General features: G+C 70.8%; 20 protein-coding genes. 7 read left to right on the top strand and 13 right to left on the bottom strand.

Going from position 1 to position 23,695, the window contains the following annotated elements; all coding sequences use genetic code 11:
- The first annotated feature begins 5 nt into the window (after positions 1-5).
- Positions 6-1,091: a rhamnose ABC transporter substrate-binding protein gene (rhaS, locus tag OG611_RS13550; protein WP_266419021.1), complete on the top strand. Its 1,086-nt coding sequence runs from the start codon at positions 6-8 to the stop codon at positions 1,089-1,091.
- Positions 1,092-1,146: 55 nt separating this feature from the next.
- Here the strand turns inward: rhaS and OG611_RS13545 are convergent, their stop codons facing one another.
- The 6 genes from OG611_RS13545 to OG611_RS13520 form a co-directional block, all read right to left on the bottom strand.
- Complete coding sequence (locus tag OG611_RS13545; RefSeq protein WP_266419018.1) at positions 1,147-1,617, bottom strand: DUF1772 domain-containing protein; 471 nt, start codon at positions 1,615-1,617, stop codon at positions 1,147-1,149.
- Positions 1,618-1,647: 30 nt separating this feature from the next.
- Complete coding sequence (locus tag OG611_RS13540; RefSeq protein ID WP_266419015.1) at positions 1,648-3,252, bottom strand: von Willebrand factor type A domain-containing protein; 1,605 nt, start codon at positions 3,250-3,252, stop codon at positions 1,648-1,650.
- A 132-nt stretch (positions 3,253-3,384) separates the two neighbouring features.
- Entirely contained in the window at positions 3,385-4,263 is an 879-nt protein-coding gene (locus OG611_RS13535) for an ABC transporter permease (protein WP_266419013.1), read from the bottom strand.
- Positions 4,260-6,920, bottom strand: coding sequence for an alpha/beta fold hydrolase (locus OG611_RS13530; protein WP_266419011.1), 2,661 nt, complete (start codon positions 6,918-6,920; stop codon positions 4,260-4,262). Before OG611_RS13530 ends, OG611_RS13535 begins: the two co-directional genes overlap by 4 nt.
- Positions 6,921-7,096: 176 nt before the next feature.
- Positions 7,097-7,819: a DUF981 domain-containing protein gene (locus OG611_RS13525; protein WP_266419008.1), complete on the bottom strand. Its 723-nt coding sequence runs from the start codon at positions 7,817-7,819 to the stop codon at positions 7,097-7,099.
- A 109-nt stretch (positions 7,820-7,928) separates the two neighbouring features.
- A complete protein-coding gene (locus OG611_RS13520) occupies positions 7,929-8,531 on the bottom strand; it encodes a DUF4291 domain-containing protein (RefSeq protein ID WP_266419005.1) in 603 nt (200 codons plus the stop codon).
- 228 nt (positions 8,532-8,759) lie between these two features.
- Between OG611_RS13520 and OG611_RS13515 the strand changes: the two genes are divergently transcribed.
- Positions 8,760-9,488, top strand: coding sequence for a VC0807 family protein (locus OG611_RS13515; RefSeq protein ID WP_266419002.1), 729 nt, complete (start codon positions 8,760-8,762; stop codon positions 9,486-9,488).
- A gap of 141 nt (positions 9,489-9,629) precedes the next feature.
- Here the strand turns inward: OG611_RS13515 and OG611_RS13510 are convergent, their stop codons facing one another.
- Positions 9,630-10,064, bottom strand: a complete 435-nt coding sequence (locus tag OG611_RS13510) for a transglycosylase SLT domain-containing protein (protein WP_266425828.1) — start codon at positions 10,062-10,064, stop codon at positions 9,630-9,632.
- A gap of 518 nt (positions 10,065-10,582) precedes the next feature.
- Here OG611_RS13510 and OG611_RS13505 point away from each other — a divergent pair.
- Positions 10,583-11,002, top strand: a complete 420-nt coding sequence (locus OG611_RS13505) for a hypothetical protein (protein WP_266418998.1) — start codon at positions 10,583-10,585, stop codon at positions 11,000-11,002.
- 88 nt (positions 11,003-11,090) lie between these two features.
- On the opposite strand, the gene mmsA is transcribed toward OG611_RS13505, so the two are convergent.
- From mmsA to iolC, 5 genes are read right to left on the bottom strand one after another with little or no spacing between them, the layout of a single operon-like run.
- Complete coding sequence (gene mmsA, locus OG611_RS13500; RefSeq protein WP_266418995.1) at positions 11,091-12,590, bottom strand: CoA-acylating methylmalonate-semialdehyde dehydrogenase; 1,500 nt, start codon at positions 12,588-12,590, stop codon at positions 11,091-11,093.
- Positions 12,591-12,602: 12 nt separating this feature from the next.
- The gene (iolD, locus tag OG611_RS13495; protein ID WP_266418992.1) at positions 12,603-14,483 is read right to left on the bottom strand and encodes a 3D-(3,5/4)-trihydroxycyclohexane-1,2-dione acylhydrolase (decyclizing); all 1,881 of its coding nucleotides are present in this window, start codon (positions 14,481-14,483) and stop codon (positions 12,603-12,605) included.
- Positions 14,480-15,361 (bottom strand): 5-deoxy-glucuronate isomerase, encoded by an 882-nt coding sequence (gene iolB / locus OG611_RS13490; RefSeq protein ID WP_266418989.1) that lies wholly within the window; start codon positions 15,359-15,361, stop codon positions 14,480-14,482. Before iolB ends, iolD begins: the two co-directional genes overlap by 4 nt.
- Positions 15,358-16,272 carry a deoxyribose-phosphate aldolase gene (locus tag OG611_RS13485; RefSeq protein ID WP_266418986.1) on the bottom strand — a complete coding sequence of 305 codons (915 nt, stop codon included), beginning with the start codon at positions 16,270-16,272 and terminating at the stop codon, positions 15,358-15,360. The genes iolB and OG611_RS13485 overlap by 4 nt, the downstream gene beginning before the upstream one ends.
- Positions 16,269-17,264 (bottom strand): 5-dehydro-2-deoxygluconokinase, encoded by a 996-nt coding sequence (gene iolC, locus OG611_RS13480; RefSeq protein WP_266418983.1) that lies wholly within the window; start codon positions 17,262-17,264, stop codon positions 16,269-16,271. Before iolC ends, OG611_RS13485 begins: the two co-directional genes overlap by 4 nt.
- Positions 17,265-17,390: 126 nt before the next feature.
- Between iolC and OG611_RS13475 the strand changes: the two genes are divergently transcribed.
- The 4 genes from OG611_RS13475 to OG611_RS13460 all read left to right on the top strand — a co-directional run bounded on the left by OG611_RS13475 (position 17,391) and on the right by OG611_RS13460 (position 21,866).
- On the top strand, positions 17,391-18,347 hold the full coding sequence (locus OG611_RS13475) for a sugar phosphate isomerase/epimerase (RefSeq protein WP_266418980.1): 957 nt from the start codon (positions 17,391-17,393) through the stop codon (positions 18,345-18,347).
- 281 nt (positions 18,348-18,628) lie between these two features.
- On the top strand, positions 18,629-19,033 hold the full coding sequence (locus OG611_RS13470) for a PrsW family glutamic-type intramembrane protease (RefSeq protein WP_266418977.1): 405 nt from the start codon (positions 18,629-18,631) through the stop codon (positions 19,031-19,033).
- A gap of 90 nt (positions 19,034-19,123) precedes the next feature.
- The gene (locus OG611_RS13465; RefSeq protein WP_266418974.1) at positions 19,124-19,432 is read left to right on the top strand and encodes a heavy-metal-associated domain-containing protein; all 309 of its coding nucleotides are present in this window, start codon (positions 19,124-19,126) and stop codon (positions 19,430-19,432) included.
- Positions 19,433-19,553: 121 nt separating this feature from the next.
- Positions 19,554-21,866, top strand: a complete 2,313-nt coding sequence (locus tag OG611_RS13460) for a cation-translocating P-type ATPase (protein ID WP_266418971.1) — start codon at positions 19,554-19,556, stop codon at positions 21,864-21,866.
- A gap of 501 nt (positions 21,867-22,367) precedes the next feature.
- Here the strand turns inward: OG611_RS13460 and OG611_RS13455 are convergent.
- Complete coding sequence (locus OG611_RS13455; protein WP_266418968.1) at positions 22,368-23,657, bottom strand: citrate synthase; 1,290 nt, start codon at positions 23,655-23,657, stop codon at positions 22,368-22,370.
- Positions 23,658-23,695: the final 38 nt, after the last annotated feature.

The following is a 23,695-nucleotide window of genomic DNA, read 5'->3' as shown; positions in this document are numbered from 1 at the left end:
TCGCCATGATGCTCCGCACCGCCGCCGGACGCCGCGCCGTCGCGACCGCCGCCACCGCCGTGTCACTCGCTCTCGCCCTGAGCGCCTGTTCCGGCACCACGAAGGACAGCGCGGACCAGGGCTCCGCGAAGGCCGGGACGACGGCGAAGGCCGATCCGGACGCGCCGTTGAAGAAGGGCCTGAAGCTCTCCTTCCTGCCCAAGCAGATCAACAACCCGTACGAGAAGATCGTGGACGACGCGGGCATCGCGGCCGCCCGGGAGTTCGGCGGTACGGGCAAGGAGGTCGGCCCGTCCGACGCCGGGGCCTCCTCGCAGGTCAGCTACATCAACACGCTGATCCAGCAGCGCCAGGACGCGATCCTGGTGGCGGCCAACGACCCCAACGCGGTGTGCGGCCCGCTGAAGCAGGCCATGAAGAAGAACATCAAGGTCGTCGCGTACGACTCCGACACCGCGAAGGACTGCCGCCAGCTCTTCATCAACCAGGCGAGCTCCGAGGAGATCGGTCGCAGCCTGGTCCAGCACCTCGGTGAGCAGATCGGCTACCGGGGCAGGATCGCGATCCTCTCGGCCACCCAGAACGCCACGAACCAGAACACCTGGATCGGCTTCATGCAGGACGAGTTGAAGCTGCCCAGGTACAAGAACATGAAGCTGGTGAAGGTGGCGTACGGGGACGACGCGGACCAGAAGTCGTTCCAGCAGACGCAGGGCCTGATGCAGGCGTACCCGGACCTCAAGGGCATCATCTCGCCCACCACCGTCGGCATCGCCGCCGCCGCCCGCTACCTGAGCGACTCCTCGTACAAGGGCAAGGTCGTGCTGAACGGACTGGGCACGCCGAACCAGATGCGCAAGTACGTCAAGGACGGCACCGTCGAGCAGTTCTCGCTGTGGAACCCGGAGGAGCTGGGCCTCCTCGGTTCGTACGCCGCCGCCGCGCTGGCGTCGGGGCAGATCAACGGCACCGAGGGGGAGAAGTTCAAGGCGGGCAGGCTCGGTGAGTACACGGTCGGCAAGGACGGCGAGGTCATCCTCGGCAAGCCGACCGTCTTCGACCGCGGGAACATCGACAAGTTCAACTTCTGAGCGGCGTGGCGTCCGGTGGGCCGGTTCCTTCGCGCGAAGGGACCGGCCCACCGGACTAGAACTCCGCCCCGACCACGGCCAGCAGGGCGAACGCGGCGAGGGACAGGACCGTCCGGACCCGGTGGAGCCTGTTCCAGGGGGATTCGAACGCCGCGCGGGCCGCGCTGTCGTCGCCTCCCTCGGACTCCGCGAGCGCCTTGTTCAGCGGGATGTTGCCGGCGATCGTGATCAGGTGGCCGGCGACCGCGCAGACCAGCGCCACGACGGCGAGCGCCCGGTCCGAGCCGCCGTCGCCGCCGAGGACCACGACGGCCGGGAAGGCGATCACGCCGAGGAAGAGGACCAGGAAGGCCGGACCCGGCACCTTCTCGTTGAAGCGGCGCATGGCGGCCGTGAACCGCTCGTCCGGCAGTGCCGCGATGCCCGGCATGATCGCGATCAGGAACGTCAGCATGAATCCGGCGTAGAGGCCCGTCGTGATCACGGCGAGCGCCAGGAACAGGGAGGAGGACATGGTGGCCATCATGTCCTCGGCGGGCGTGCCGCCGCTCCCCGTTCAGTCCAGTTCGCCCTCCGGCGCTCCCCCGGAACCGCCGTCGCCCGAGCCGCCCTTGAGCCGGTCGGCCTGTCCGATCATGGTCGCCAGCTTCCGCACCGACTCGTCCTCGGTCCCGGACGCCAGCTCCCTCGCCCGCGAGGCGAGTTCACCGAGTCCGGGCGCGCCCGGCAGCTGTTCGCCGCGCAGCGACTCGGCGAAGTACGCGGCGGCCGCGGTCACTTGGAGGCGCTTGCTGTCACCGCCCCACAGCGGGCCGTCGATCGCGTTCGTCCCGACCGTGCCCTGCTGCTCGTGCGGTGCCCGGGTCCTGGGGTCCAGCCAGCGCACGGTCGCCGTCGCCACGTGGCCGGAGGCGCCCGCCCTGAGGCGTACGGCGTAGAGCGCCGTCACCGTGTGGCCGGGGCCGACCTCGCCGCCGTCGACACGGTCGTTGCGGAAGTCCTCGTCGGCGACCTTGCGGTCCTCGTACCCGATGAGCTTGAACTGCTCGACGGTGTCCCGGTCGAAGGCGACCTGGGCCTTGGCGTCGCGCGCCGTCAGTTCGAGGTGTGCGGGCAGCTGGTCGACGAAGACCTTGCGGGCCTGGTCCTCGTCGGCGATGTACGTGGTGTGGCCGTCGCCCTTGTTGGTGAGCCGTTCCATCAACGCGTCGCCGTAGTCGCTGCCGACGCCGACCCCGAAGAGGGTGATGCCGTAGTCGCGGCGGGCGGAGCCGATGCGTTCCAGGATGGCATCGGCGTCGGTCTCGCCGGTGTTGGCGAGGGCGTCGGAGAGCAGGACGACCCGGTTGTTGGCACCCTCGACCCGGCCGTCGACCGCCTCTTCGTAGCCGCGGCGGATACCGGCTTCGACGTTGGTGGAGTCGGTGGCCTCCATGGAGTCGACCCGGTCGCGGATCCTGCCGCGGTGGTCCCGCAGCCGGGTCATCGGCAGCAGGGTCTTCGCCTCGTCGCTGAAGGTGACCAGGGAGACCGAGTCGTCGTCGCGGAGTTCGTCGGTGAGGATGCCCAGCGACTTCTTCACCAGGTCGAGGCGGCCGGTCTCGGCCATCGAGCCGGAGATGTCGACGACGAAGGTGAGCGCGGCGGGCGGGCGTTCGTCACGGGCGGGGGCGGCCCGGGTGGCCAGGCCCACCCGCACCAGCGACCAGTCGCCGCCCTCGCCCCCGGCGCGGGCCCCGTCGACGTTCACGGTGAAGCCGTTGCCGTCCGGGCGCCGGTAGCCCTGGCGGAAGCTGTTGACGAACTCCTCGGGCCGCACGGTGGACGGGTCCGGCAGGCCGCCGTCGCCGAGGGTGCGGCGCGCGTAGCCGTACGAGGCGGTGTCGACGTCCAGGGCGAAGGTGGAGAGGTAGTCGGGCGGTGCGGACTCCCGCAGTCCGTCCTGCTTCTTCGCCCCGTCGCTGTCGGCGGCGCCGCCCGACGCGGCGGGAGCGGGCGCCGGGAGCGGGCCGCCGCCGCCCCGGCCGTCGGAGGCGGACTTGCTCCCGGTCGACGTCCCCGAGCACCCGGTGAGCAGCACCCCGCCCGCCAGCAGCACCCCGAGCGCGCCCTGCCATGTCCGCACGTACCGCTTCGTGTACTTGCCTGTCCGGCGTTCCATCGCCTGCCCCCAACGTCGTCGTGCCAGCACTTGTGAATGTGACGTGCGAGACGGCGCCGGGGAGCAGACGAGGACATTGCGGATGGGTCTCGATGCGGCAACGGGGGCCGGGCGAGCGGCGGAACGTCAGGCTCAGGACACGATGTCCTTACGACTGAACCCGCGGAAGGCGAGAGCGAACAGGATCAGGGCATACGTCACCGAGATCGCCGCGCCCTTGACCATGCCGCCCCATTCGATGCCGGGCTGGAGCGCGTCGGCCCAGGCGAACTGCCAGTGCGCGGGCAGGAATTCGCGCCAGGACCCGAGTGCGGTGACGGCGTCCAGCACATTGCCGACGATGGTCAGCCCGACCGCGCCGCCGACCGCCCCCAGCGGGGCGTCGGTCTTCGTGGACAGCCAGAACGCCAGTCCGGCGGTGACCAGTTGGGACACGAAGACGAACGCGACGACGAGTGCGAGCCGTGGCACGGCCTGCGAGGCCGCGAGCGCTCCCCCGGTGGGCAGTTCGAGCGGCCCCCAGCCGTACGCGACGGCTCCCGCGGCCAGCGCGACGAGCGGCAGCAGCACCATCGCGGCCAGGCTGAAGCCGAGGGCCACGACGAGCTTGCTCCACAGCAGCCTGGCCCGTGGCACGGGCGCCGCCAGCAGATAGCGCAGCGACGACCAGCTCGCCTCGGAGGCGACGGTGTCCCCGCAGAACAGCGCGACCGGGACCACGAGCAGGAACCCGGCGGAGACGAACAGGCAGGTCGCGGCGAAGTTCGCGGCGGACGAGGTCGCGGTGTCCATCAGGGTGATCCGGTCGCCGGCGCCGCCCCGCGAGTCCGGGGTGCCGCCGATCGCGAACGCGATGATCAGGATGAACGGCAGCGCGGCCAGCACCCCGCCCATGAGCAGGGTGCGGCGCCTGCGCAGCTGGCGTACCGCCTCGACGCGCAGCGGCAGGGTGCGCCGGGCGCGGTAGCCGGGGGCTTCGGCGCTCCCGGTGAGTTCGACTGCGGCACTCATGCGGAGCCTCCGGAGATCAGGGTGAGGAACGCGTCCTCCATGCGGCGGTGCGGCCCCACACCGGTCAACGGCACGTCCAGCCGGACCAGTTCGGCGATCAGCCCGGACGAGGTGGCGCCGTCGAGCCGGACCAGCAGTCCGAGGCCGTCGGCGGTGCGGACCGCCGAGCCGATCCCGGCCAGGGCGGCGATCTTCTCCACGAGCGGTTCGGCGACCTCCTGCGCGGTGGTGACGAGCAGCATGTCGCCGGAGCCGGTGATCTCGGCGACCGGGCCCGCCTGGACGAGCCGGCCGCGGTCCATGACCACGAGGTGGGTGCAGGACTGCTCGACCTCGGAGAGCAGGTGGCTGGAGACGATGACGGTCCGGCCCCCGGCCGCGTAGCGGATCATCACGTCACGCATCTCGCGGATCTGGGGCGGGTCGAGGCCGTTGGTCGGTTCGTCGAGGATGAGCAGGTCCGGCAGGCCGAGCATGGCCTGGGCAATGGCGAGCCGCTGCCGCATACCCTGCGAGTAGGTACGGACGGCGCGGGCCAGGGCGTCGCCGAGCCCGGCGATCTCCAGGGCCTCCTCCAGGTGCGCGTCCCCGGCGGGACGCCCGGTGGCCTGCCAGTACAGCTCCAGGTTGGCGCGCCCGGACAGGTGCGGCAGGAATCCGGCGCCCTCGACGAACGAGCCGACCCGGGACAGTACGGGTGCGCCCGGCCGGATGGCCTGCCCGAAGACCCGGATCTCGCCGTCGTCGGGGGTGATGAGCCCCATCAGCATGCGCAGCGTCGTGGTCTTGCCCGCACCATTGGGACCGAGGAGGCCGAGCACCTGCCCCTTCTCGACCCGGAAGGACAGTTCCTTCACGGCGTACCGGTCGCTGGACTTGGCGTACTTCTTCGACAGGCCGGTGATCTGGAGGGGTACGTCGGCGAGCGCCGGATCGGGTGCGGGCGCCGCGGTGCGGCGGCGGGCGGTGAGCAGCAGCAGGGCGGCGATCACCACGGCGGCGGCCGGGAGCCCCCAGGTCCACCAGGGCAGGGTGGCGGGCGCGGTCTTCAGGCCGGGGGCGGTGGGGAGGGTCAGCGGGCCGGCCGGGGTCACGGTGTACGTCGTCGGCTCGGCCGGTGAGGCGTAGCCGAGGTCGGTGGCGGAGAGGACGAGGCGGAGCCGGTGTCCCGCGTCGAACCGGTGGTCGATGGCGGGGAGGGTCAGCCGGATCTCCTTGCCCTGCTGGTCCGGGGTGATCCGGAAGGGGGCGACCAGCTGGGAGGGCAGCAACTGCTGCTTGCCGTCCGGCGATACGTCGTACACCTTGCCGAACAGCACCGCGTCGCCCTGCCGCGCCTCGACGTCGACCCGGACGGTCGGTGAGCCGGTGACGCTCAGCGTGCTGTCCAGCGGGGCCGAGTCGAAGCGGGCGTACTGCCCGGGGAAGTCGATCGAGAGCCCGACGCCGAGCGACGAGAGCTGGGCGAGACCGCCGCCGACTCCGGGGACGGCGGAGATGGCGGGCGGGTTGGCCCCGGCGGGGTTGCGGAAGGTCTGCGTGCGACGGCCCAGGTCGACGTTGCGCGTGCCGTTGTCCAGCCCCGGGTAGGTGTCGCTGCTCGCCCCGCGTACCAGGGTGGCCCCGTCGGTGGAGTCGATGCCTCCGGTGCGGGTGACGCGGAAGCCGGGCCCGGTGTCGGCGCCCTTGTCGTCCTTGAGGTAGCGGTCGAACCAGTCGCCGATCCGCCGTTGGACGCGGTCTGTCTCCAGGTTGCCGCCGTCGTGCCCGCCGGCGATCCAGTCGACGGCGACCGGTGCGCCGTTGCCGCTGATGGCCTTGGCCATGGCGTCGGCCTGGCCGAGCGGGAAGAGGGAGTCGGACTGTCCCTGCACGATGAGCGCGGGCACCTCGATGCGGTCGGCGACGGCGCTCGGTGACCGTTCGGTCAGCAGCGCACGCGCGGCGGCGTCCGGCTTTCCGCTGACGGCGACCCGTTCGTACATCTCGCAGAGCCGCTTCTCGAACTTCTGACAGCCGCCGCCGGTGGTGACGAAGACTCCGGCCCAGAGCTTCTTGAAGACCCCGTCGGGGAAGAGGGCGTCGGCGAGGTTCCAGTACGTGATCTGCGGTGCGACGGCGTCGACGCGCTTGTCGTACCCGGCGGCGAGGAGCGAGACGGCTCCGCCGTAGGAAGCCCCGGTGATCCCGACGCGGGGGTCGCCCTTCGCGTCGAGTTCCACCTCGGGCCGGTCCGCGAGCCAGTCGATCAGCCGGGACACGTCCTTGACCTCGCGGTCGGGGTCGTTGAGCCCGATGTCGCCGCCCGACTTGCCGAACCCTCGGGCGGACCAGGTCAGCACGGCGTACCCGGAGCGGGCCAACTGTTCGGCCTGCGCCCGCACATCGTCCTTGCTGCCGCCGAAGCCGTGCCCGATCAGCACGGCGGGCCGGCGCCCGCTGCCCCCGGCGGTGAAGTACGAGGTGTCGATGGACACCCCGTCGGCCTTCATCATCCGGTCCTGGCGGTGCACGGCGGGCCCGCTGTCGTCGGCCGCGGCGTTCCAGGTGCCCGCACCGGCCAGCACGGCGAGCGCCGCCAGGCCCGCGGTCCACCGGCCGCGTCCGCGGTGCGGCAGCCACCGCCACCGGGACCTGCTCGCTTCGGGAGTCTCCATGATGCGACCCTAAGCGGGCCGCCGCGGCGCACGGCCCGCCACTGGGCGGAAGTCTCCGGCCTCCTTGCGGCGTACGGCGTCCGGCGCCCGTACTCCATGCGCGGTATGCCGGGCCGTGCGCGTGCGCAGGGCCGCCGGATGCGGAGCATGCGGCACCGGGAACAGCGGTGGGCGGCTCACATGGTGTTGACGATGAGGCCGATGTGGGTGAAGTAGTTGAGCCCGCCGAAGAGCAGGAACGCCAGACCGGACAGCCCCCAGACGACCCCGGTCACCGGAGCCATCCAGCTCGACGGCCGGCGCAGCACGAACGGGAACAGCAGGGCGCCGATGCCCACCAGGACGTACAGCCCGGACATGAAGCTCGCCTCCAGGATCGGCCACCGCGCGAACTCCCCGGAGATGGGCTCCTCGGGCGGTGCGGCGAAGAGGGTGTACTTCCAGCCCGCGGCGGCGATTCCGAAGCAGGCAAGCCCGAGCCCGAACACGAAGACCGAGATGGGCATGGCGACACGGGCCGATCGAACGATGCGGTCCGCGCTGTTGAGTTCGGCTCCGCGTCTCCAGAGGTAGAAGGACGCGGCGAAGAGGAAGACACCGAAGGCGAGAGCCGGTTCGCCGAAGATGATGTTGTCGAACGGGAAGCCCTGTCCGGCGAGCGGCCAGGTCAGGGTCATGTGGAGGCCCGTGGTGACCAGGGTGAAGCCGAGGGCCCCGAACGCGAGCACCCAGCCTTCGGGGTTGATGGTGCGTCCGGGCGTGAGGAGCTGGCGCCCCAGCGCCACCACGAGCAGCAGCCCCGCGCCGGCGGCCACCGACATGATCGTGTTGTACGTCGGCATCCTGGCCCAGTCGATCTTCAGGCCGGATGCCGCCAGGGGGATGACATGGTGAGTCATCCCGGGAGCGTATCGATGGATATGCACCTGATGCGGCATTTGCCCGCTCGCCCGAGTCGCACGTACGTGGCATGTTCCCGCGCCCCCAGCCGTTCGGCCCGGCAGCGGGTCAGGCGGTCGATACCGGGAGCGGGACACCGCCCGGCGGGTACGGCGACTCCGTGGGCAGCAGTCCCGCCGCGTCGTCGAGCCGCCCGGCACGCACCAGTTCGTGGACGTGCCGGGCGAGCGGGGTGACGTCGCGGATCGACACCGTCCACTCGTCCGCGTACCGCCGTGACGCCTCGCCGGAGAGCCCGAGCTGGAGGGAGCGGTACGGCAGCCGGTCCAGGCGGAGGTCGCGCTCGGGGTCCCACTGGACGCGGGCCGGGGCGCGGCGCAGGTTCCGCCGCCAGGTGTCGCGGTCCGGGTGGACTCTCCTGACGTAGTGCGAGAGTTCGGCGTTCCCCAGGGCCCAGTCGAAGCCCTCGCGGGTGATCTCGACGGCCAGGACGGTCTCCTGACCCTCCTTCATGGCCCAGCCGCAGCGGTACATCATCCACAGGAAGCTTGGCTTTATCCATGTCATGCGGTCGCGCTTCCAGGCGTCGGGGAAGCGCCCGTCACGGACGGCGGGAAGGCCGATGAGGGGGGCGTACGCCTGGTACACGGTGACGGTGGTGTCCGTGTGCTGGGCGCGGATCTCGTACTGCGGCCTGGTCGGAGCGGTCATGGCCCCCATCAGAGCACCGGTCCGCCGGGCGCGGCGAACGGTTTACCGGCGCACCGGAGTCCGGGATTCCGCCGGGTGGTGAACGGGCGTGTCACCGGCGGGGGCTGACATTCGTCATACGGAGCTCGGTACACCCGGCTCTGCCGGGCACCGGGCCCCGGCGGCCAGTCTGTACGTATCGAGAGCGGGTCCGCGAAGGCACCCGCCGATACGGGAGAGGAACCCCCGATGACCAGCCCGGCAGCCACAGTCACCGCCCCTGTCGCAGATGCTCCGGCCGCCACCGCCCCGTTCGCGCCGCGCACGGCTCTGCTGGACAGCCTGCTGCCGCTGCTCGTGGATGTGGGGGTGCCGCTCGTCTCGTACTACGCGCTGAAGGCGGCGGGCCTGAGCACCTTCGCCGCGCTGGCCTGGAGCAGTGTGCTGCCGGCCCTGCGCACCGTGTGGGGCGTGGTGCGCAAGCGGCAGCTCAACGGGCTGGCGGCACTGATGGTGACGGTCAACGCGGTCAGCCTGGTGACGAGCCTGGCGGTCGGGGACCCCCGGCTGATGCTCGCCAAGGACAGCGGGGTGAGCAGCGTCATCGGGCTCGTGATCCTGGTGACCGCGCTGAAGGGGCAGCCGATGATGAGCGCGGGGGTGCGGCCGATGCTGGTCAAGGGCGACGCGGCCAAGGACACCGCCTGGCAGCGGCTCTCGGCCGGGTCGGCGGCGTTCCGGCGGGCGGAGATCCGGTTCTCGGCGGTGTGGGGTGCGGCGCTGCTGGGCGAGTGCGTGGTGCGGGCGGTGGGCGCGTACACGGTGCCGGTGGAGACGATGGTGTGGCTCGGCACGGTGATCATGGTGGCGACCTTGGTGCTCGCGTTCCTGGTCTCGGGGCGGGTGGGCGCGGTCCCGATGGAGCGGATGATCGCCGAGGAGGCCGGTGCCGCGAAGGCGGCGGACACCGTGCGCTGACGGGCCGGGGCCGGAGAGGGGCCGGAGGAACAGAAGAAGCCGGGGAGAGGGAGCCATGGCGGCTCCCTTTCCCCGGCTTCTCTTCGGTCCCGGCCCGGGACACCCCCGGCACGGTCATGCGACGTGGATACCCTGCCCCGCTCAGTAGGCGGAGTTGACGTTGTCGATGGAACCGTAGCGGTGCGCGGCGTAGTTGGAGGCGGCGGCGATGTTGGCCACGGGGTCGTAGACGTTCTTAGAGGTGCCGCTGACGTGGTAGGCGTTGAAGGTGGGGTCGATGACCTGGAGCAGCCCCTTGGACGGGATGCCCTTGGCAGCGTTGGAGTCCCAGTTGTTGATGGCGTTCGGGTTGCCCGCGGACTCACGCATCAGGTTGCGGTGGATACCTTCGTACGTGCCCGGGATGCCCTTCGCACGCATGACCTCGAGCGCCTGCTTGATCCACGTGTCCACGTTGCCGCCGGCGGCCTTGGCGGGGGTGGCGGCCGAGGCACTCGGGGCGCCGGCGACGGTGCCGGCCACGATCGCCGCACCGGCGGCGAGCATGCCCAGCGAGGCCTTCTTGGTGCGGGTCATGCGGGCGAACTTCTCGGGCATCGCGGTGATCTGCATTCGGAATTTCCTCTTTCGTCGGTGGGGCGATGCCAAGAATTGTTATGCCAAGAGGAAATCCAGGTCAATGATGGCCTTTTACTAAAAGTAATCGTATGTGGCGTCGGAAATGATCCAGGAATGCGCACGACAGCCCGGACGACAGCGTCACCCTCCTACTATTCCGCATCATAGTGACGCCCGTCACGTGGCCCACCACACACGGCAAACGCTCCAAATCGCCACAAGAGTGGCGCGCGCCACGTGGCCTGCGTCATATAAAGAGCGGGCCATTGACTCACCGTAATGAGAAATAAGCACACCGCATTGATTGCGAGCGGTGAATCGTCTGCCCGTCGCCTGCCCTGCGACGGTCTCCGCCGGGTGCTCGCCGGCCGCCCTGGGGCGGCCATGACCTCAGAGGTAATTGAGCGGATGCCGGGCACGTCCTTACCGTTCGCATGACCAGAGCGACCGCATGACAACGACAGGAGGACCCAGTGATGTCGTCCCAGAACGCGAGTACGGTCCCGGCGACGGGCACCGCCCGCTCCGACGGCCTTCTCCGGGCTGCCCTCGTGGCAGATGTGATCCTCACCGGCGCGAACGGCATCGGCTATCTCGCGCTCGCCACCGTCCTGGACTCGTTCCTCGGCGTGCCGCTCCCCGTCCAGTACGCGGTGGGCGTCTTCCTCACGGTGTACGCGCTGTGGGTGCTGACCGTCTCGCGGCAGGAGGACATCAGCCGCGGCGCGGTCACCGTCGTCATCGCCCTGAACGCGGCCTGGGCCGTGGCCGGTGTCGTGACCGTCGTCCTGGACGCGCTGACCGCCACGACGGTCGGCAACGGCTGGATCGTGTTCCAGGCCTTGGTGGTGGGGGCGATGGGCGCGGTCCAGTACGCGGGGCTGCGGCGCATGTGAGAGCGCGGGGCGAGGGCCCGTACGGACACGGCGACGGCCCGCACGGACGGGGGATGCGTCCGTACGGGCCGTCGGCCGGGATGAGGGATCAGTGGTTGCGGGGGAAGCCCAGGTCCACGCCCGTCGGGGCGTCGGCCGGGTCCGGCCAGCGGGTGGTGACGACCTTGCCGCGGGTGTAGAAGTGCACGCCGTCGTTGCCGTAGATGTGGTGGTCGCCGAAGAGCGAGTCCTTCCAGCCACCGAAGGAGTGGTAGCCCACCGGCACCGGGATCGGCACGTTGACGCCGACCATGCCGGCCTCGATCTCCAGCTGGAAGCGGCGGGCGGCGCCGCCGTCCCGGGTGAAGATCGCGGTGCCGTTGCCGAACGGCGAGGCGTTCATGAGGGCGACGCCCTCCTCGTAGGTCTCGGTGCGCAGGACGCACAGGACCGGGCCGAAGATCTCGTCCTTGTACGCGTCCGAGTCGGTGGACACGTTGTCGAGGAGGGAGAGGCCGATCCAGTGGCCGTCCTCGAAGCCCTCGACGGTGAAGCCGGTGCCGTCCAGGACGACGTCGGCACCCTGGGCCGCGGCGCCCATGACGTAGGAGGCGACCTTGTCGCGGTGGGCGGCGGTGATCAGCGGGCCCATCTCGGAGGCCGGGTCGTTGCCGGGGCCGATCTTGATCTTCTCGGCGCGCTCCTTGATCTTCGCGACCAGCTCGTCGGCGATGGAGCCGACCGCGACGACCGCGGAGATCGCCATGCAGCGCTCACCGGCGGAGCCGTACGCGGCGGAGACGGCGGCGTCGGCCGCGGCGTCGAGGTCCGCGTCCGGCAGCACCAGCATGTGGTTCTTCGCACCGCCGAGCGCCTGGACGCGCTTGCCGTTGGCCGTGGCGGTGGTGTGGATGTAGCGGGCGATCGGGGTGGAGCCCACGAAGGAGACCGCGGCGACGTCCGGGTGGTTCAGCAGCCCGTCGACGGCGACCTTGTCACCGTGCAGGACGTTCAGCACGCCGTCCGGCAGACCGGCCTCGGCGGCCAGCTCGGCCAGCAGGATGGCGGCCGACGGGTCCTTCTCGCTGGGCTTGAGCACGAAGGTGTTCCCGCAGGCGATGGCGAGCGGGAACATCCACATCGGCACCATGGCCGGGAAGTTGAACGGGGTGATGCCCGCGACGACGCCGAGCGACTGGCGGATCGAGGAGACGTCGACCCGGCTGGAGACCTGGGTGGACAGCTCGCCCTTGAGCTGGGTGGTGATGCCGCAGGCCAGCTCGACGATCTCCAGACCGCGGGCGACCTCGCCCAGCGCGTCCGAGTGCACCTTGCCGTGCTCGGCGGTGATCAGCGCGGCGATCTCGTCGCGGTGGGCGTCGAGCAGTGCCCGGTAGCGGAACAGGACCGCGGTGCGGGCGGCCAGCGAGGACGTGCCCCAGGTGGCGTAGGCGTCCTTGGCGGCGGCGACCGCGGCGTCGACCTCTTCGAGGGAGGCGAGCGCGACCTGGGTGGTGACGGCGCCGGTGGCCGGGTCGGTGACCGGGCCGTAGTTGCCCGACGCGCCCTCGACGGTCTTGCCACCGATCCAGTGGTTGACGGTCTTCATGACAGAACTCCTTCAGAGGTGGTGGCGTCGGTCGGCGACGTGGCGGTCGTACTCTTCCCGGGCTCTCACGGCCGACGGCCGGGTGGCCGTTTCGGCTACGGGAACATCCCACCACGCCTGTGCCGGAGGGGGGCCCGACACAATGTCTGCCGTTTCGGTCTCGACGTAGACACAAGTGGGACGGTCCGCGGCCCGCGCCTCGGCGAGGGCTTCGCGCAGGTCACGCACGGTCTTGGCACGCAGCACCCGCATGCCGAGGGAGCCGGCGTTGGCCGCGAGATCGACGGGGAGCGGCGGGCCGGTGAACGTGCCGTCCGCGGCGCGGTGCCGGTAGGCGGTGCCGAGGCGCTCGGCGCCGACCTGCTCGGAGAGGCCGCCGATGGACGCGTAGCCGTGGTTCTGGAGGACGACCAGCTTCACGGGGAGTTCCTGCTGCACCGCGGTGACGATCTCGGTGGGATTCATCAGATACGTGCCGTCGCCGACGAGCGCCCAGACGGGGCGGTCGGGGGCGGCCAGCTGGACTCCGATCGCGGCCGGGATCTCGTAGCCCATGCAGGAGTAGCCGTACTCCACGTGGTACTGGTGCGGGGAGCGTGCGCGCCAGAGCTTGTGCAGGTCGCCGGGGAGCGAACCGGCCGCGTTGATCAGGATGTCGTCCTCGGTGACGAGGGCGTCGAGCAGGCCGAGGACCTGGGCCTGGGTGGGCCGGGCGTGCGGGTCCTCGGCGGTGAACGCGGCGGTGACGCGCTGCTCCCACCGCTCCTTGGCGTCGGTGTACTCCGTCTCGTAGGCGGGGTCGACGCGGTGGTTGCGGGCGGCGAGCGCGGCGGTGAGCGCTTCGAGGGCGGCGCGGGCGTCGGCGACGAGCGGGAGGGCGCCGAGCTTGTGGGCGTCGAAGCCGGTGATGTTGACGTTGAGGAAGCGGACCGCCGGGTTCGAGAAGAGCGTGGCGGAGGCGGTGGTGAAGTCGGAGTAGCGGGTGCCGATGCCGATGACCAGGTCGGCGGTGCGGGCCAGCTCGTCGGCGGTCGCGGTGCCGGTGTGGCCGATGCCTCCCACGTCGGCGGGGTGGTCGTGGCGCAGCGAGCCCTTGCCGGCCTGGGTGGAGGCGACGGGGATGCGGGTGGCGGCGGCGAACGCGGCGAGGGTCTCCTCGGCCGCGCTGTGATGGACCCCGCCGCCCGCCACGATCAGCGGCCGGCGGGCACCGCGCACCGCCCGTACCGCCCGGTCGAGTTCGTACGGATCGGGGGCGGGGCGGCGTACGTACCAGACGCGCTCGGCGAAGAACTCCTCCGGCCAGTCGTACGCCTGGGCCTGTACGTCCTGCGGCAGCGCGAGCGTCACCGCGCCCGTCTCCGCCGGGTCGGTCAGGGTCCGCATGGCCTGGAGGGCGGCCGGTACCAGGGCCTCGGGGCGGGTGATCCGGTCGAAGTAGCGGGAGACGGGGCGCAGGCAGTCGTTGACGGAGACGTCGCCCGCGGACGGGACCTCCAGCTGCTGGAGCACGGGGTCGGCGGGCCGGGTCGCGAAGGTGTCCCCGGGCAGGAGGAGGACGGGGAGGCGGTTGACGGTGGCGAGGGCGGCGCCGGTGACGAGGTTGGTGGCGCCGGGGCCGATGGAGGTGGTGACGGCGTGCGCGGAGAGCCGGCCCGACTGGCGGGCGTAGCCGACGGCGGCGTGCACCATGGCCTGCTCGTTGCGGCCCTGGAGGTAGGGCATCGCACGGCCGGACTCGACGAGCGCCTGGCCGACCCCGGCGACGTTGCCATGGCCGAAGATGCCCCAGGTGGCGCCGATCAGGCGCCGGCGCCGGCCGTCGCGCTCGGTGTACTGACGGGACAGGAAGGACACCAGGGCCTGTGCCGTGGTGAGGCGGCGGGTACTCATGGGCGTGCCTCCGTCCCGTAGAACGGCAGTCTGGGGTCCACCGGCTGCGAGGGCCAGGTGTCGCGGATCCAGCCGTGGTCCGGGTGGTCGCTGATCAGCCACTCCCGCTGCTCCCCCGGGCCCGCCATCACATTGAGGTAGTAGAGGGTGCGGCCGGGTGAGGCGATGGAGGGGCCGTGCCAGCCGTCGGGGATCAGGACCGCGTCGCCGCTGCGGACCTCGGCGAGGACATCCGTACCGCCGTCCCGGGAGGGCGACACCCGGTGGTAGCCGAGGCCGTCCTGCTCCACCTCGAAGTAGTAGATCTCCTCCAGCACGGACTCGGCGCCGGGGCGGTGCTCGTCGTGCTTGTGCGGTGGGTAGGACGACCAGTTGCCGCCGGGGGTGAGGACCTCGACGGCGATCAGCCGGTCGCACTCGAAGGTGTCGGCGGCGGCGAAGTTGTTGACCTGGCGGGAGCAGTTCCCGGAGCCGCGCAGCTCGACGGGCACCTCCGGCGCGGGGCCGTAGCGAGCGGGGAGTCGTCGCTCGCACTTCGCTCCTGCCAGGGCGAAGCGGCCTCCTGCGCCGGAGGCGATCTGTGCTCGGGCGTCACGCGGTACATAGGCGAAGTCGGATACCCCGCTGAACACGCTTTCCCGGCCCAGCAGTTCAAAGATCTCACCTGAGGAGTGCACCGTACAGCCACCGGTCAACGGCAGAACGATCCACTCGCTCTCTCCGGTGACGAGCGTGTGAACTTCGCCGGGCCCGAGCTCCAGGACACGCAGACTCGACCGGTCCCAGCCGGCCCGCTCCGGGTCGATGTCGAGGGTGCAGGAGCCGCTCGCCGTGCTCCCGGCCTTCAGGTGGTGGCGCGGTTCGTGGTCCGTCGTCATGTTCTCGGCTCCATTTCTCTCGGCTCCAGCAGCGAAACAGCCGTGTCGACGGCCGCGGCCACTTCTCCGTCGGCCGGATAGAGCAGCGAACGCCCCACCACCAGCCCCTGGACGGTCGGCAGCCGCAGCGCCGTGCGCCACTTCTCGAACGCTCCGTCGAGGTCGTCGCCCACCTCCCCGCCCAGCAGCACCGCGGGCAGCGTCGATGTCTCCATCACCCGGGCCATGTCGTCGGGGTTCTCGGTGACGGGGACCTTGAGCCAGGTGTACGCGGACGTCCCGGCCAGCCCGGACGCGATGGCGATCGAGGTGGTGACCGCCTCCGCGCCGAGGTCGTTGCGGACATGGCCGTCGGTGCGGCGGCAGAGGAACGGTTCGACGAAGACCGGCAGCCGGTGTGCGGCCATGGCGTCGATGGCGCGGGCGGTGGCATGCATGGTGTCCAGCGAGCCGGGGTCGTCGTAGTCGATCCGGAGCAGCAGTTTGCCCGCGTCGAAGCGGAGGCGGGCGAGGTCCTCGGGGCGGTGGCCGGTGAACCGGTCGTCGAGTTCGAAGGCCGCGCCCGCGAGTCCGCCGCGGTTCATCGAGCCGATGACGACCTTGTTCTCCAACGCACCGAGGAGCAGCAGGTCGTCGAGGATGTCGGCGGTGGCGAGCACTCCGTCGACGCCGGGGCGGGAGAGGGCCAGACGGAGCCGTTCCAGCAGTTCGAAGCGGTTGGCCATGGCCAGTGCGCGGTCGCCGACGGCGAGGGAGCCACGGGCCGGATGGTCCGCCGCGATGATCATCAGCCGTCCGCCGCTGCCGACCAGGGGGCGTCTGCGGCGGCGCGCGGCGGCCTCGGCGACGGCCTCGGGGTGGCGCATGCGCAACTGGACGAGTTCGGAGACGGAGGAGGCCGCGGGCGTCATGGGGTGGCTCCGGTGGGACGGGAGGTGACGGCACCTTCGGTCAGGGCCGCTTCGACTTCGTACGGGAACGGCATGGCGGACGAGCAGGCGAGCCGGGAGGCGACGATGGCCCCCGCGGCGTTGGCGTACCGCATGATGCGCCCGGTCTCCCAGCCCGCGAGGAGTCCGTGGCAGAGCGCCCCGCCGAAGGCGTCGCCGGCGCCGAGGCCGTTGACGACCTCGACGGGCAGCGGCGGTACTTCGGCCACCGCGCCGTCGCGGTGGACGGCGAGGACGCCCTCGGGGCCCTGTTTGACGACGGCGAGTTCGACGCCGGCGCCGATCAACGCGCGGGCGGCCGCGTGCGGTTCGCGCTCGCCGGTCGCGATCTCGCACTCGTCGAGGTTGCCGACGGCGACGGTGGCGAGGGCCAGGGCCTCGCGGTAGCGGGCGGTGGGACCGTCCTGCGACGCGTCCTGCGCGGTGTCCCAGAACATCGGGCGCCAGTCGAGGTCGAAGACGGTGATGCCGGAGCGGTCGCGGGCGCGCAGTGCGGCGAGGGTCGCGGTCCGGCTCGGTTCGGCGCACAGCCCGGTGCCCGTCATCCAGAAGACCCGGGCGGACCGGATGGCTTCGAGGTCCAGCTCCGAGGTGTGGATCTCCAGATCGGGGGCCTTGGGCTGCCGGTAGAAGTAGAGGGGGAAGTCGTCGGGCGGGAAGATCTCGCAGAAGGTGACCGGTGTCGGATACGCGTCGACCGGCGTCACCCACCGGTCGTCCACCCCGAACTCCCGCAGCTGGTGGTGGAGATACTCCCCGAAGGCGTCCCGGCCGGTGCGCGTCACCACCGCCGTCCGCCGGCCGAGCCGGGCCGCCGCGACGGCGACATTGGACGGTGAGCCGCCGAGGAACTTCCCGAAGGTGTCGACCCGGGACAGTGGCAGACCGGCCTGAAGGGGGTAGAGATCCACACCGATGCGGCCCATGGTGATGACGTCGTACCGCTCAGGCATAACCATCCCTTCGACCGGCGTGACTGCCTCCAGGTCTAGCCCTCCCCCCGGAACCGTGTCAATGCTTTGTCCGGACATACGGACGAATGATTGACACCTGCTCCCCCGGCCGGAAGTCTTGACGGCATGACCTCCTCCGCAGTGGCCCCGGCCCGTATCCGTATCGGTTCGGCACCCGACTCATGGGGGGTGTGGTTCCCCGACGATCCGCTCCAAGTGCCCTGGCGGCGCTTCCTCGACGAGGTCTCCGCGGCGGGTTACGAGTGGATCGAACTCGGCCCGTACGGCTACCTCCCGACCGACCCGGCCCGCCTCGCCGAGGAGACCCGCCGCCGCGGGCTCTCGGTCTCGGCCGGGACCGTTTTCACCGGATTGCACCATGGACCGGACGTCTGGGACCGGACCTGGGCGCATGTCGCCGACATCGCGGCACTCACCCGGGCGATGGGCGCCCGGCATCTGGTGGTCATCCCCTCGTTCTGGCGCGACGACAAAACGGGCGAGGTCCTGGAGGACCGCAGCCTCACCGCGGAGCAGTGGCGCGACCTCACCGCCCAGACGGAGCGGCTGGGCCGCGAGGTGCGGGACCGTTTCGGGCTGCGCATCGTCGTCCATCCGCATGCCGACACCCATATCGACACCGAGGAGAACGTCGGCCGCTTCCTCGACGCCACCGATCCGGATCTCGTCTCGCTCTGCCTGGACACCGGGCACTACGCCTACTGCGGCGGCGACAGCGTCAAGCTGATCGAGACCTACGGCGAACGGATCGGCTATCTGCACCTCAAGCAGGTCGACCCGGAGGTCCTGGCCCAAGTCGTGGCGGACGAGGTGCCGTTCGGACCGGCCGTGGCGCGCGGGGTGATGTGCGAACCGCCGGGCGGGGTGCCCGCGCTGGAGCCCGTGCTGGCCGCCGCCCGCGGGCTGGACGCCGATCTGTTCGCCATCGTCGAGCAGGACATGTACCCGTGCCCGCCCGACAAGCCCTTCCCCATCGCCCGCCGCACCCGGGAGTTCCTCCGCTCCTGCGGCGCGCCCCCGCGGCCGGGGCACCCCGACACGCCGAACGGTCCTCGGAAGTGACGCAGCGGCGGTGTGCGGCGTCGTCCTCGGCGAGAAGCCGGGGCGCGGTCCCGGTCGCGCCCCACCGCCGTACGCCACACCACCGCACAAGGAGCAGCTCACCATGATCCGGATCCGAAGGACCCCGCCGCCCTTCCCCTAACCCGCCCTATTGTGCGGGCCGGGCTGATGCCCGGCGCGACGGTCGGGTTCGGGTTCGCCGCCTTCGAGAGCGCGGGGTACGCCTTCAACGCCGCCGTCACCATGAAGGGCATCGACCTGCGCCCCTGCTGGAGGCCGAGGTGCTGCGCGGGGTGCTCGCGCCGTTCGGGCACGGGCTCTGGACCGCGATCGCCGGTGGCGTACTCCTCTCCTTCCGGAAGCCGAACGGGCGTTTCCGCCTCGCCGCGCCCGTGATCGGCACATATCTCGGCGTCGCCGTGCTGCACTCGCTCTGGGACTCGATGCACGGCATCGCGATCCGGCTGGTCACCGAGATCACCGACACGGGCCTGAGCCGTGCGCTCTTCGCGCAGGGATACATCCCGGCCCCCACCTCCGAGCAGCAGCATCTGTTCACCCTCTTCTCGGTCGGCGGCATCGTCGTGATCACGCTCGTCGCGCTGGCCTGGCTGCGGTCGCTGGCCCGCGGCGCGCGGAACGCCGGAGCGAGCGAGGGGCGGGGAGCTCGCTTCCATACCCCCTAGGGGTATAGTGTGGAGTGTGTTGGGGCGCACGGGGCTTCCCGGGCCTCCCCGACGCCGCAACCCTTTGTGCTCGTCGAAGAGGAGAACACCATGACCGCCGAGACCCAGCTCCCCCAGGCCACCGGTTCCTGCTGCTCCCCCAGCGGCTCCTGCCACGACGGCGCGGACGCCGGTGCGCAGGCGGGCGACGTGACCACCGCCTACCAGGTGTCCGGCATGACCTGTGGACACTGCGAGGGTGCCATCTCCGAGGAGATCTCCGGCATCGAGGGTGTCACCTCGGTGAAGGCCGTGGCCTCCACGGGCCAGGTGACCGTCGTCTCCGCGGCCCCGCTGGCCGACGACGCGGTGCGCGCCGCGGTCGACGAGGCGGGCTACGAACTCGTCGGCCGGGCCTGAACACCATCGGGGCACTCCCCGATACGCCGGACGCATCCGCGTCACCCCCTTTGCCGCCGGGCCGGACCGACCAGCAGATACTGGTGGGGCACGGCCCGGTCGGCATTTCAGGAGTTCGGACATGCACAGCGCAACAGAGGCCGGGACCCGGGCGGCGGAGGCTTCGACCGCTGAACTCACGATCGGCGGCATGACCTGCGCCTCCTGCGCGGCCCGCGTCGAGAAGAAGCTCAACCGGATGGACGGCGTCACCGCCACCGTCAATTACGCGACCGAGAAGGCCAAGGTCGCCTTCGGCCCGGAGACCGGCCTCGCGGATCTGATCGCCATGGTCGAGAGGACCGGATACACGGCGCAGCCGGTGCACCACCCGGAACCACCCCCGCCCGCCCCACCGACCAGCGATGACACCCGGGCCGGCACCGAAGCCGAGGACGACGACCCCGACGAGCGGAGCGCCGCCCAGGCTCTCGCCCTGCTGCGACAGCGGCTGATCGTCTCGGCCGCCCTCGCCGCCCCCGTCGTCGTGCTCGCGATGGTCCCGGCCCTCCAGTTCGACAACTGGCAGTGGCTCTCGCTCACCCTCGCCGCTCCCGTCGTCGTCTGGGGCGGACTGCCCTTCCACCGCGCGACCTGGACCAACCTCCGGCACGGTGCGGCCACCATGGACACCCTGGTCTCGATCGGCACGCTGGCCGCCTTCGGCTGGTCCCTGTGGGCACTCTTCCTCGGCGACGCGGGCATGACCGGGATGCGGCACGGCTTCGACCTCACCGTCTCGCGCGCCGGTGACTCGTCCACCATCTATCTGGAGGTCGCGGCCGGAGTCGTCACCTTCCTCCTGCTGGGCCGCTATCTGGAGGCGAGGTCCAAGCGGAAGGCCGGTTCCGCCCTGCGCGCGCTGATGCACCTGGGCGCGCAGGACGTCTCCGTCCTCCGGGACGGTACGGAGGTACGCGTCCCCGTCGCCCGGCTGGCCGCGGGCGACCGCTTCGTCGTCCGCCCCGGCGAGAAGATCGCCACCGACGGCACCGTCGTCGAGGGCGCCTCGGCCGTGGACGCCTCGATGCTCACCGGTGAGTCCGTGCCCGTGGAGATCGGCGTCGGCGACTCCGTCACCGGGGCCACCGTGAACACCTCCGGCCGGCTCGTCGTCGAGGCCACCCGGGTCGGCGCCGACACCCAGCTGGCCCGGATGGCGAAGCTCGTCGAGGACGCGCAGAACGGCAAGGCCGAGGTGCAGCGCCTCGCCGACCGGATCTCCGCCGTCTTCGTACCCGTGGTGCTGGTGATCGCGCTCGTCACCCTGATCGCGTGGCTGCTCGTCACGGACGACGTGACCGCCGCGTTCACCGCCGCCGTGGCCGTACTGATCATCGCCTGCCCCTGCGCCCTGGGCCTCGCCACCCCCACCGCCCTCATGGTCGGCACCGGACGCGGAGCCCAGCTCGGCATCCTCATCAAGGGCCCCGAAGTCCTGGAGACCACCCGCCGCGTCGACACGATCGTCCTCGACAAGACCGGCACCGTCACCACCGGCCGCATGACCCTCCTCGACGTCCACACCACCGAAGACACCGACGAAACCGACGTACTCCGCCTCGCCGGCGCCCTGGAACACTCCTCCGAACACCCCATCGCCCAGGCCGTCGCCACCGGAGCCGCCGAACGCACCGGCACCCCCCTCCCCACCCCCGAGGACTTCGCCAACATCCCCGGCCTCGGCGTCCAGGGCGTCGTCGACGGGCACCGGGTGCTGGTCGGCCGTCCGCAGTTGCTCGCCGACGCGGGCATCGACACCCCCGACGCCCTGTCCGGCGCCGTCGCGGACGCGGCGGCCGAGGGACGCACCGCGGTCATGGTCGCCTGGGACGGGCGGGCGCGCGGCGTCCTCGCCGTGGCCGACAAGATCAAGGACACCAGCGCGGAGGCCGTCGCCGAGCTCCGCGCCCTCGGCCTCCGCCCCGTTCTGCTGACCGGTGACAACCGCGCCGTGGCCGACGCCGTGGCCCGTGCCGTCGGGATCGACGAGGTCCACGCCGAGGTCCTGCCCGAGGAGAAGGTGCACGTCATCGAGGGGCTGCGGGCCGAGGGCCGCTCGGTCGCGATGGTCGGTGACGGGGTCAACGACGCCGCCGCCCTCGCCACCGCCGACCTCGGCCTGGCGATGGGGACCGGCACGGACGCCGCGATCGAGGCGAGCGACCTCACCCTGGTTCGTGGAGATCTCAAGGTGGCCGCCGACGCGATCCGGCTGTCCAGGCGCACCCTGACCACCATCAGGGGCAACCTGTTCTGGGCATTCGGTTATAACGTAGCTGCCCTGCCCCTTGCGGCATTTGGCCTGCTCAACCCTATGATTGCGGGAGCGGCGATGGCGTGCTCCTCAGTCTTCGTCGTGACGAACAGCCTGCGGTTGCGCGCCTTCACGTAATTTCCACAAAGAGATCCAGATCACATGGATTTCGGGGTAACCATCCGGCGGGTTCGTGAGTCTAAGAGTGCGATGCCAAGGATGTCTTGGGGGACATCCATCGGAGGGTCTTGGGGGACGCTCCGGGGCAAGCGTTGGCCGGGGCACGTGCACCGGGGAGCTTTGAGCGGCCCTCCCGTGCGTACGTACCCCGGCAGACCGCACCAGCAGGACAAGTGAAGAGCACAGTTCGCAGTAGCTGAGGAACGCAGGAGCTCCGGCTCCCACAGACGCCCGGCCGGATCCCGTGGGGGGAATCCGCTCCGGGACATGGGAAGCGCCTCGCTGTCGGCCCGTGGGGGGATCGATGGCGGGGCGCTTCTCGCTGTCGTCAGGTGCTCGCCGTGCCGCCGCCGGGTACGCAAATCGCCCCGGACACCGCGCTCTGTGCGAAAGCGCGGTACGCGGGGCGAAGTCGACCGGCCTCGGCGGCCGGGCGTCGTGCGGGGGGTGTGACGAGGCTCAGCGGGCCTCGACCGGGACGAAGTCGCGCAGGACCTCTCCGGTGTAGATCTGGCGCGGGCGGCCGATGCGGGAACCCGGCTCCTTGATCATCTCGTGCCACTGGGCGATCCAGCCGGGGAGACGGCCGATCGCGAAGAGCACGGTGAACATCTCGGTCGGGAAGCCCATGGCCCGGTAGATCAGACCCGTGTAGAAGTCCACGTTCGGGTAGAGGTTGCGCGAGACGAAGTACTCGTCGGAGAGCGCGTGCTCCTCCAGCTTCAGCGCGATGTCGAGCAGCTCGTCGGACTTGCCGAGCGCGGACAGCACGTCGTGGGCGGCGGCCTTGATGATCTTGGCGCGCGGGTCGAAGGACTTGTAGACGCGGTGGCCGAAGCCCATCAGCCGGACGCCGTCCTCCTTGTTCTTCACCTTGCGGATGAAGGAGTCGACATCGCCGCCGTTGGCCTGGATGCCTTCGAGCATCTCCAGCACCGACTGGTTGGCGCCACCGTGCAGCGGGCCCCACAGTGCCGAGATGCCGGCGGAGATCGAGGCGAACATGTTCGCCTGCGAGGAGCCGACCAGACGCACGGTGGAGGTCGAACAGTTCTGCTCGTGGTCCGCGTGCAGGATGAGCAGCTTGTCGAGCGCGGAGACGACGACCGGGTCCAGGTCGTACTCCTGGGCGGGGACCGAGAAGGTCATGCGCAGGAAGTTCTCGACGTACCCGAGGTCGTTGCGCGGGTAGACGAAGGGGTGGCCGATCGACTTCTTGTAGGCGTACGCCGCGATCGTCGGCAGCTTGGCGAGCAGCCGGATCGTCGAGAGGTGGCGCTGCTCCTCGTCGAACGGGTTGTGGCTGTCCTGGTAGAACGTGGACAGCGCGCTGACGACCGAGGACAGCATGGCCATCGGGTGGGCGTCACGCGGGAAGCCGTCGAAGAAACGCTTGACGTCTTCGTGCAGCAGCGTGTGCTGGGTGATCTCGTTCTTGAAGGTCGACAGCTCGTCGACCTTGGGAAGCTCGCCGTTGATGAGCGTGTACGCGACCTCGAGGAACGTCGAGCGCTCGGCGAGCTGCTCGATGGGGTAGCCGCGGTAGCGCAGGATGCCCTGCTCACCGTCGAGGTAGGTGATGGCGGATTTATAGGCTGCGGTGTTGCCATATCCGCTGTCCAGCGTCACCAGACCGGTATTGGCCCGGAGCTTCCCGATGTCGAAGCCCTTGTCGCCGACGGTGCTGTCGATCACCGGGTAGGTGTACTCGCCGTCGCCGTACCGCAGTACTACAGAGTTGTCGCTCACGTCATCCCTCACCGACGTAGTGCCTCTTCTTCGAGGTT

Source organism: Streptomyces sp. NBC_01363, assembly GCF_026340595.1.
Classification (GTDB): domain Bacteria; phylum Actinomycetota; class Actinomycetes; order Streptomycetales; family Streptomycetaceae; genus Streptomyces.
The sequence above is the reverse complement of the archived record's forward strand: the minus strand, read 5'-3'. Positions and strand labels throughout refer to the sequence as shown.

Excerpts from the sequence above, each read along its gene's own strand:
- OG611_RS13545 (WP_266419018.1), bottom strand. The coding sequence starts at position 1,617 with ATGATGGCCACCATGTCCTCCTCCCTGTTCCTGGCGCTCGCCGTGATC.
- iolB (WP_266418989.1), bottom strand. The coding sequence starts at position 15,361 with ATGACGACGGACCACGAACCGCGCCACCACCTGAAGGCCGGGAGCACG.
- OG611_RS13460 (WP_266418971.1), top strand. The coding sequence starts at position 19,554 with ATGCACAGCGCAACAGAGGCCGGGACCCGGGCGGCGGAGGCTTCGACC.
- OG611_RS13505 (WP_266418998.1), top strand. The coding sequence starts at position 10,583 with ATGTCGTCCCAGAACGCGAGTACGGTCCCGGCGACGGGCACCGCCCGC.
- OG611_RS13520 (WP_266419005.1), bottom strand. The coding sequence starts at position 8,531 with ATGACCGCTCCGACCAGGCCGCAGTACGAGATCCGCGCCCAGCACACG.
- OG611_RS13465 (WP_266418974.1), top strand. The coding sequence starts at position 19,124 with ATGACCGCCGAGACCCAGCTCCCCCAGGCCACCGGTTCCTGCTGCTCC.
- OG611_RS13510 (WP_266425828.1), bottom strand. The coding sequence starts at position 10,064 with ATGACCCGCACCAAGAAGGCCTCGCTGGGCATGCTCGCCGCCGGTGCG.
- OG611_RS13485 (WP_266418986.1), bottom strand. The coding sequence starts at position 16,272 with ATGACGCCCGCGGCCTCCTCCGTCTCCGAACTCGTCCAGTTGCGCATG.
- OG611_RS13525 (WP_266419008.1), bottom strand. The coding sequence starts at position 7,819 with ATGACTCACCATGTCATCCCCCTGGCGGCATCCGGCCTGAAGATCGAC.
- OG611_RS13515 (WP_266419002.1), top strand. The coding sequence starts at position 8,760 with ATGACCAGCCCGGCAGCCACAGTCACCGCCCCTGTCGCAGATGCTCCG.
- iolC (WP_266418983.1), bottom strand. The coding sequence starts at position 17,264 with ATGCCTGAGCGGTACGACGTCATCACCATGGGCCGCATCGGTGTGGAT.
- OG611_RS13475 (WP_266418980.1), top strand. The coding sequence starts at position 17,391 with ATGACCTCCTCCGCAGTGGCCCCGGCCCGTATCCGTATCGGTTCGGCA.
- mmsA (WP_266418995.1), bottom strand. The coding sequence starts at position 12,590 with ATGAAGACCGTCAACCACTGGATCGGTGGCAAGACCGTCGAGGGCGCG.
- OG611_RS13535 (WP_266419013.1), bottom strand. The coding sequence starts at position 4,263 with ATGAGTGCCGCAGTCGAACTCACCGGGAGCGCCGAAGCCCCCGGCTAC.
- OG611_RS13530 (WP_266419011.1), bottom strand. The coding sequence starts at position 6,920 with ATGGAGACTCCCGAAGCGAGCAGGTCCCGGTGGCGGTGGCTGCCGCAC.
- OG611_RS13540 (WP_266419015.1), bottom strand. The coding sequence starts at position 3,252 with ATGGAACGCCGGACAGGCAAGTACACGAAGCGGTACGTGCGGACATGG.
- rhaS (WP_266419021.1), top strand. The coding sequence starts at position 6 with ATGATGCTCCGCACCGCCGCCGGACGCCGCGCCGTCGCGACCGCCGCC.
- iolD (WP_266418992.1), bottom strand. The coding sequence starts at position 14,483 with ATGAGTACCCGCCGCCTCACCACGGCACAGGCCCTGGTGTCCTTCCTG.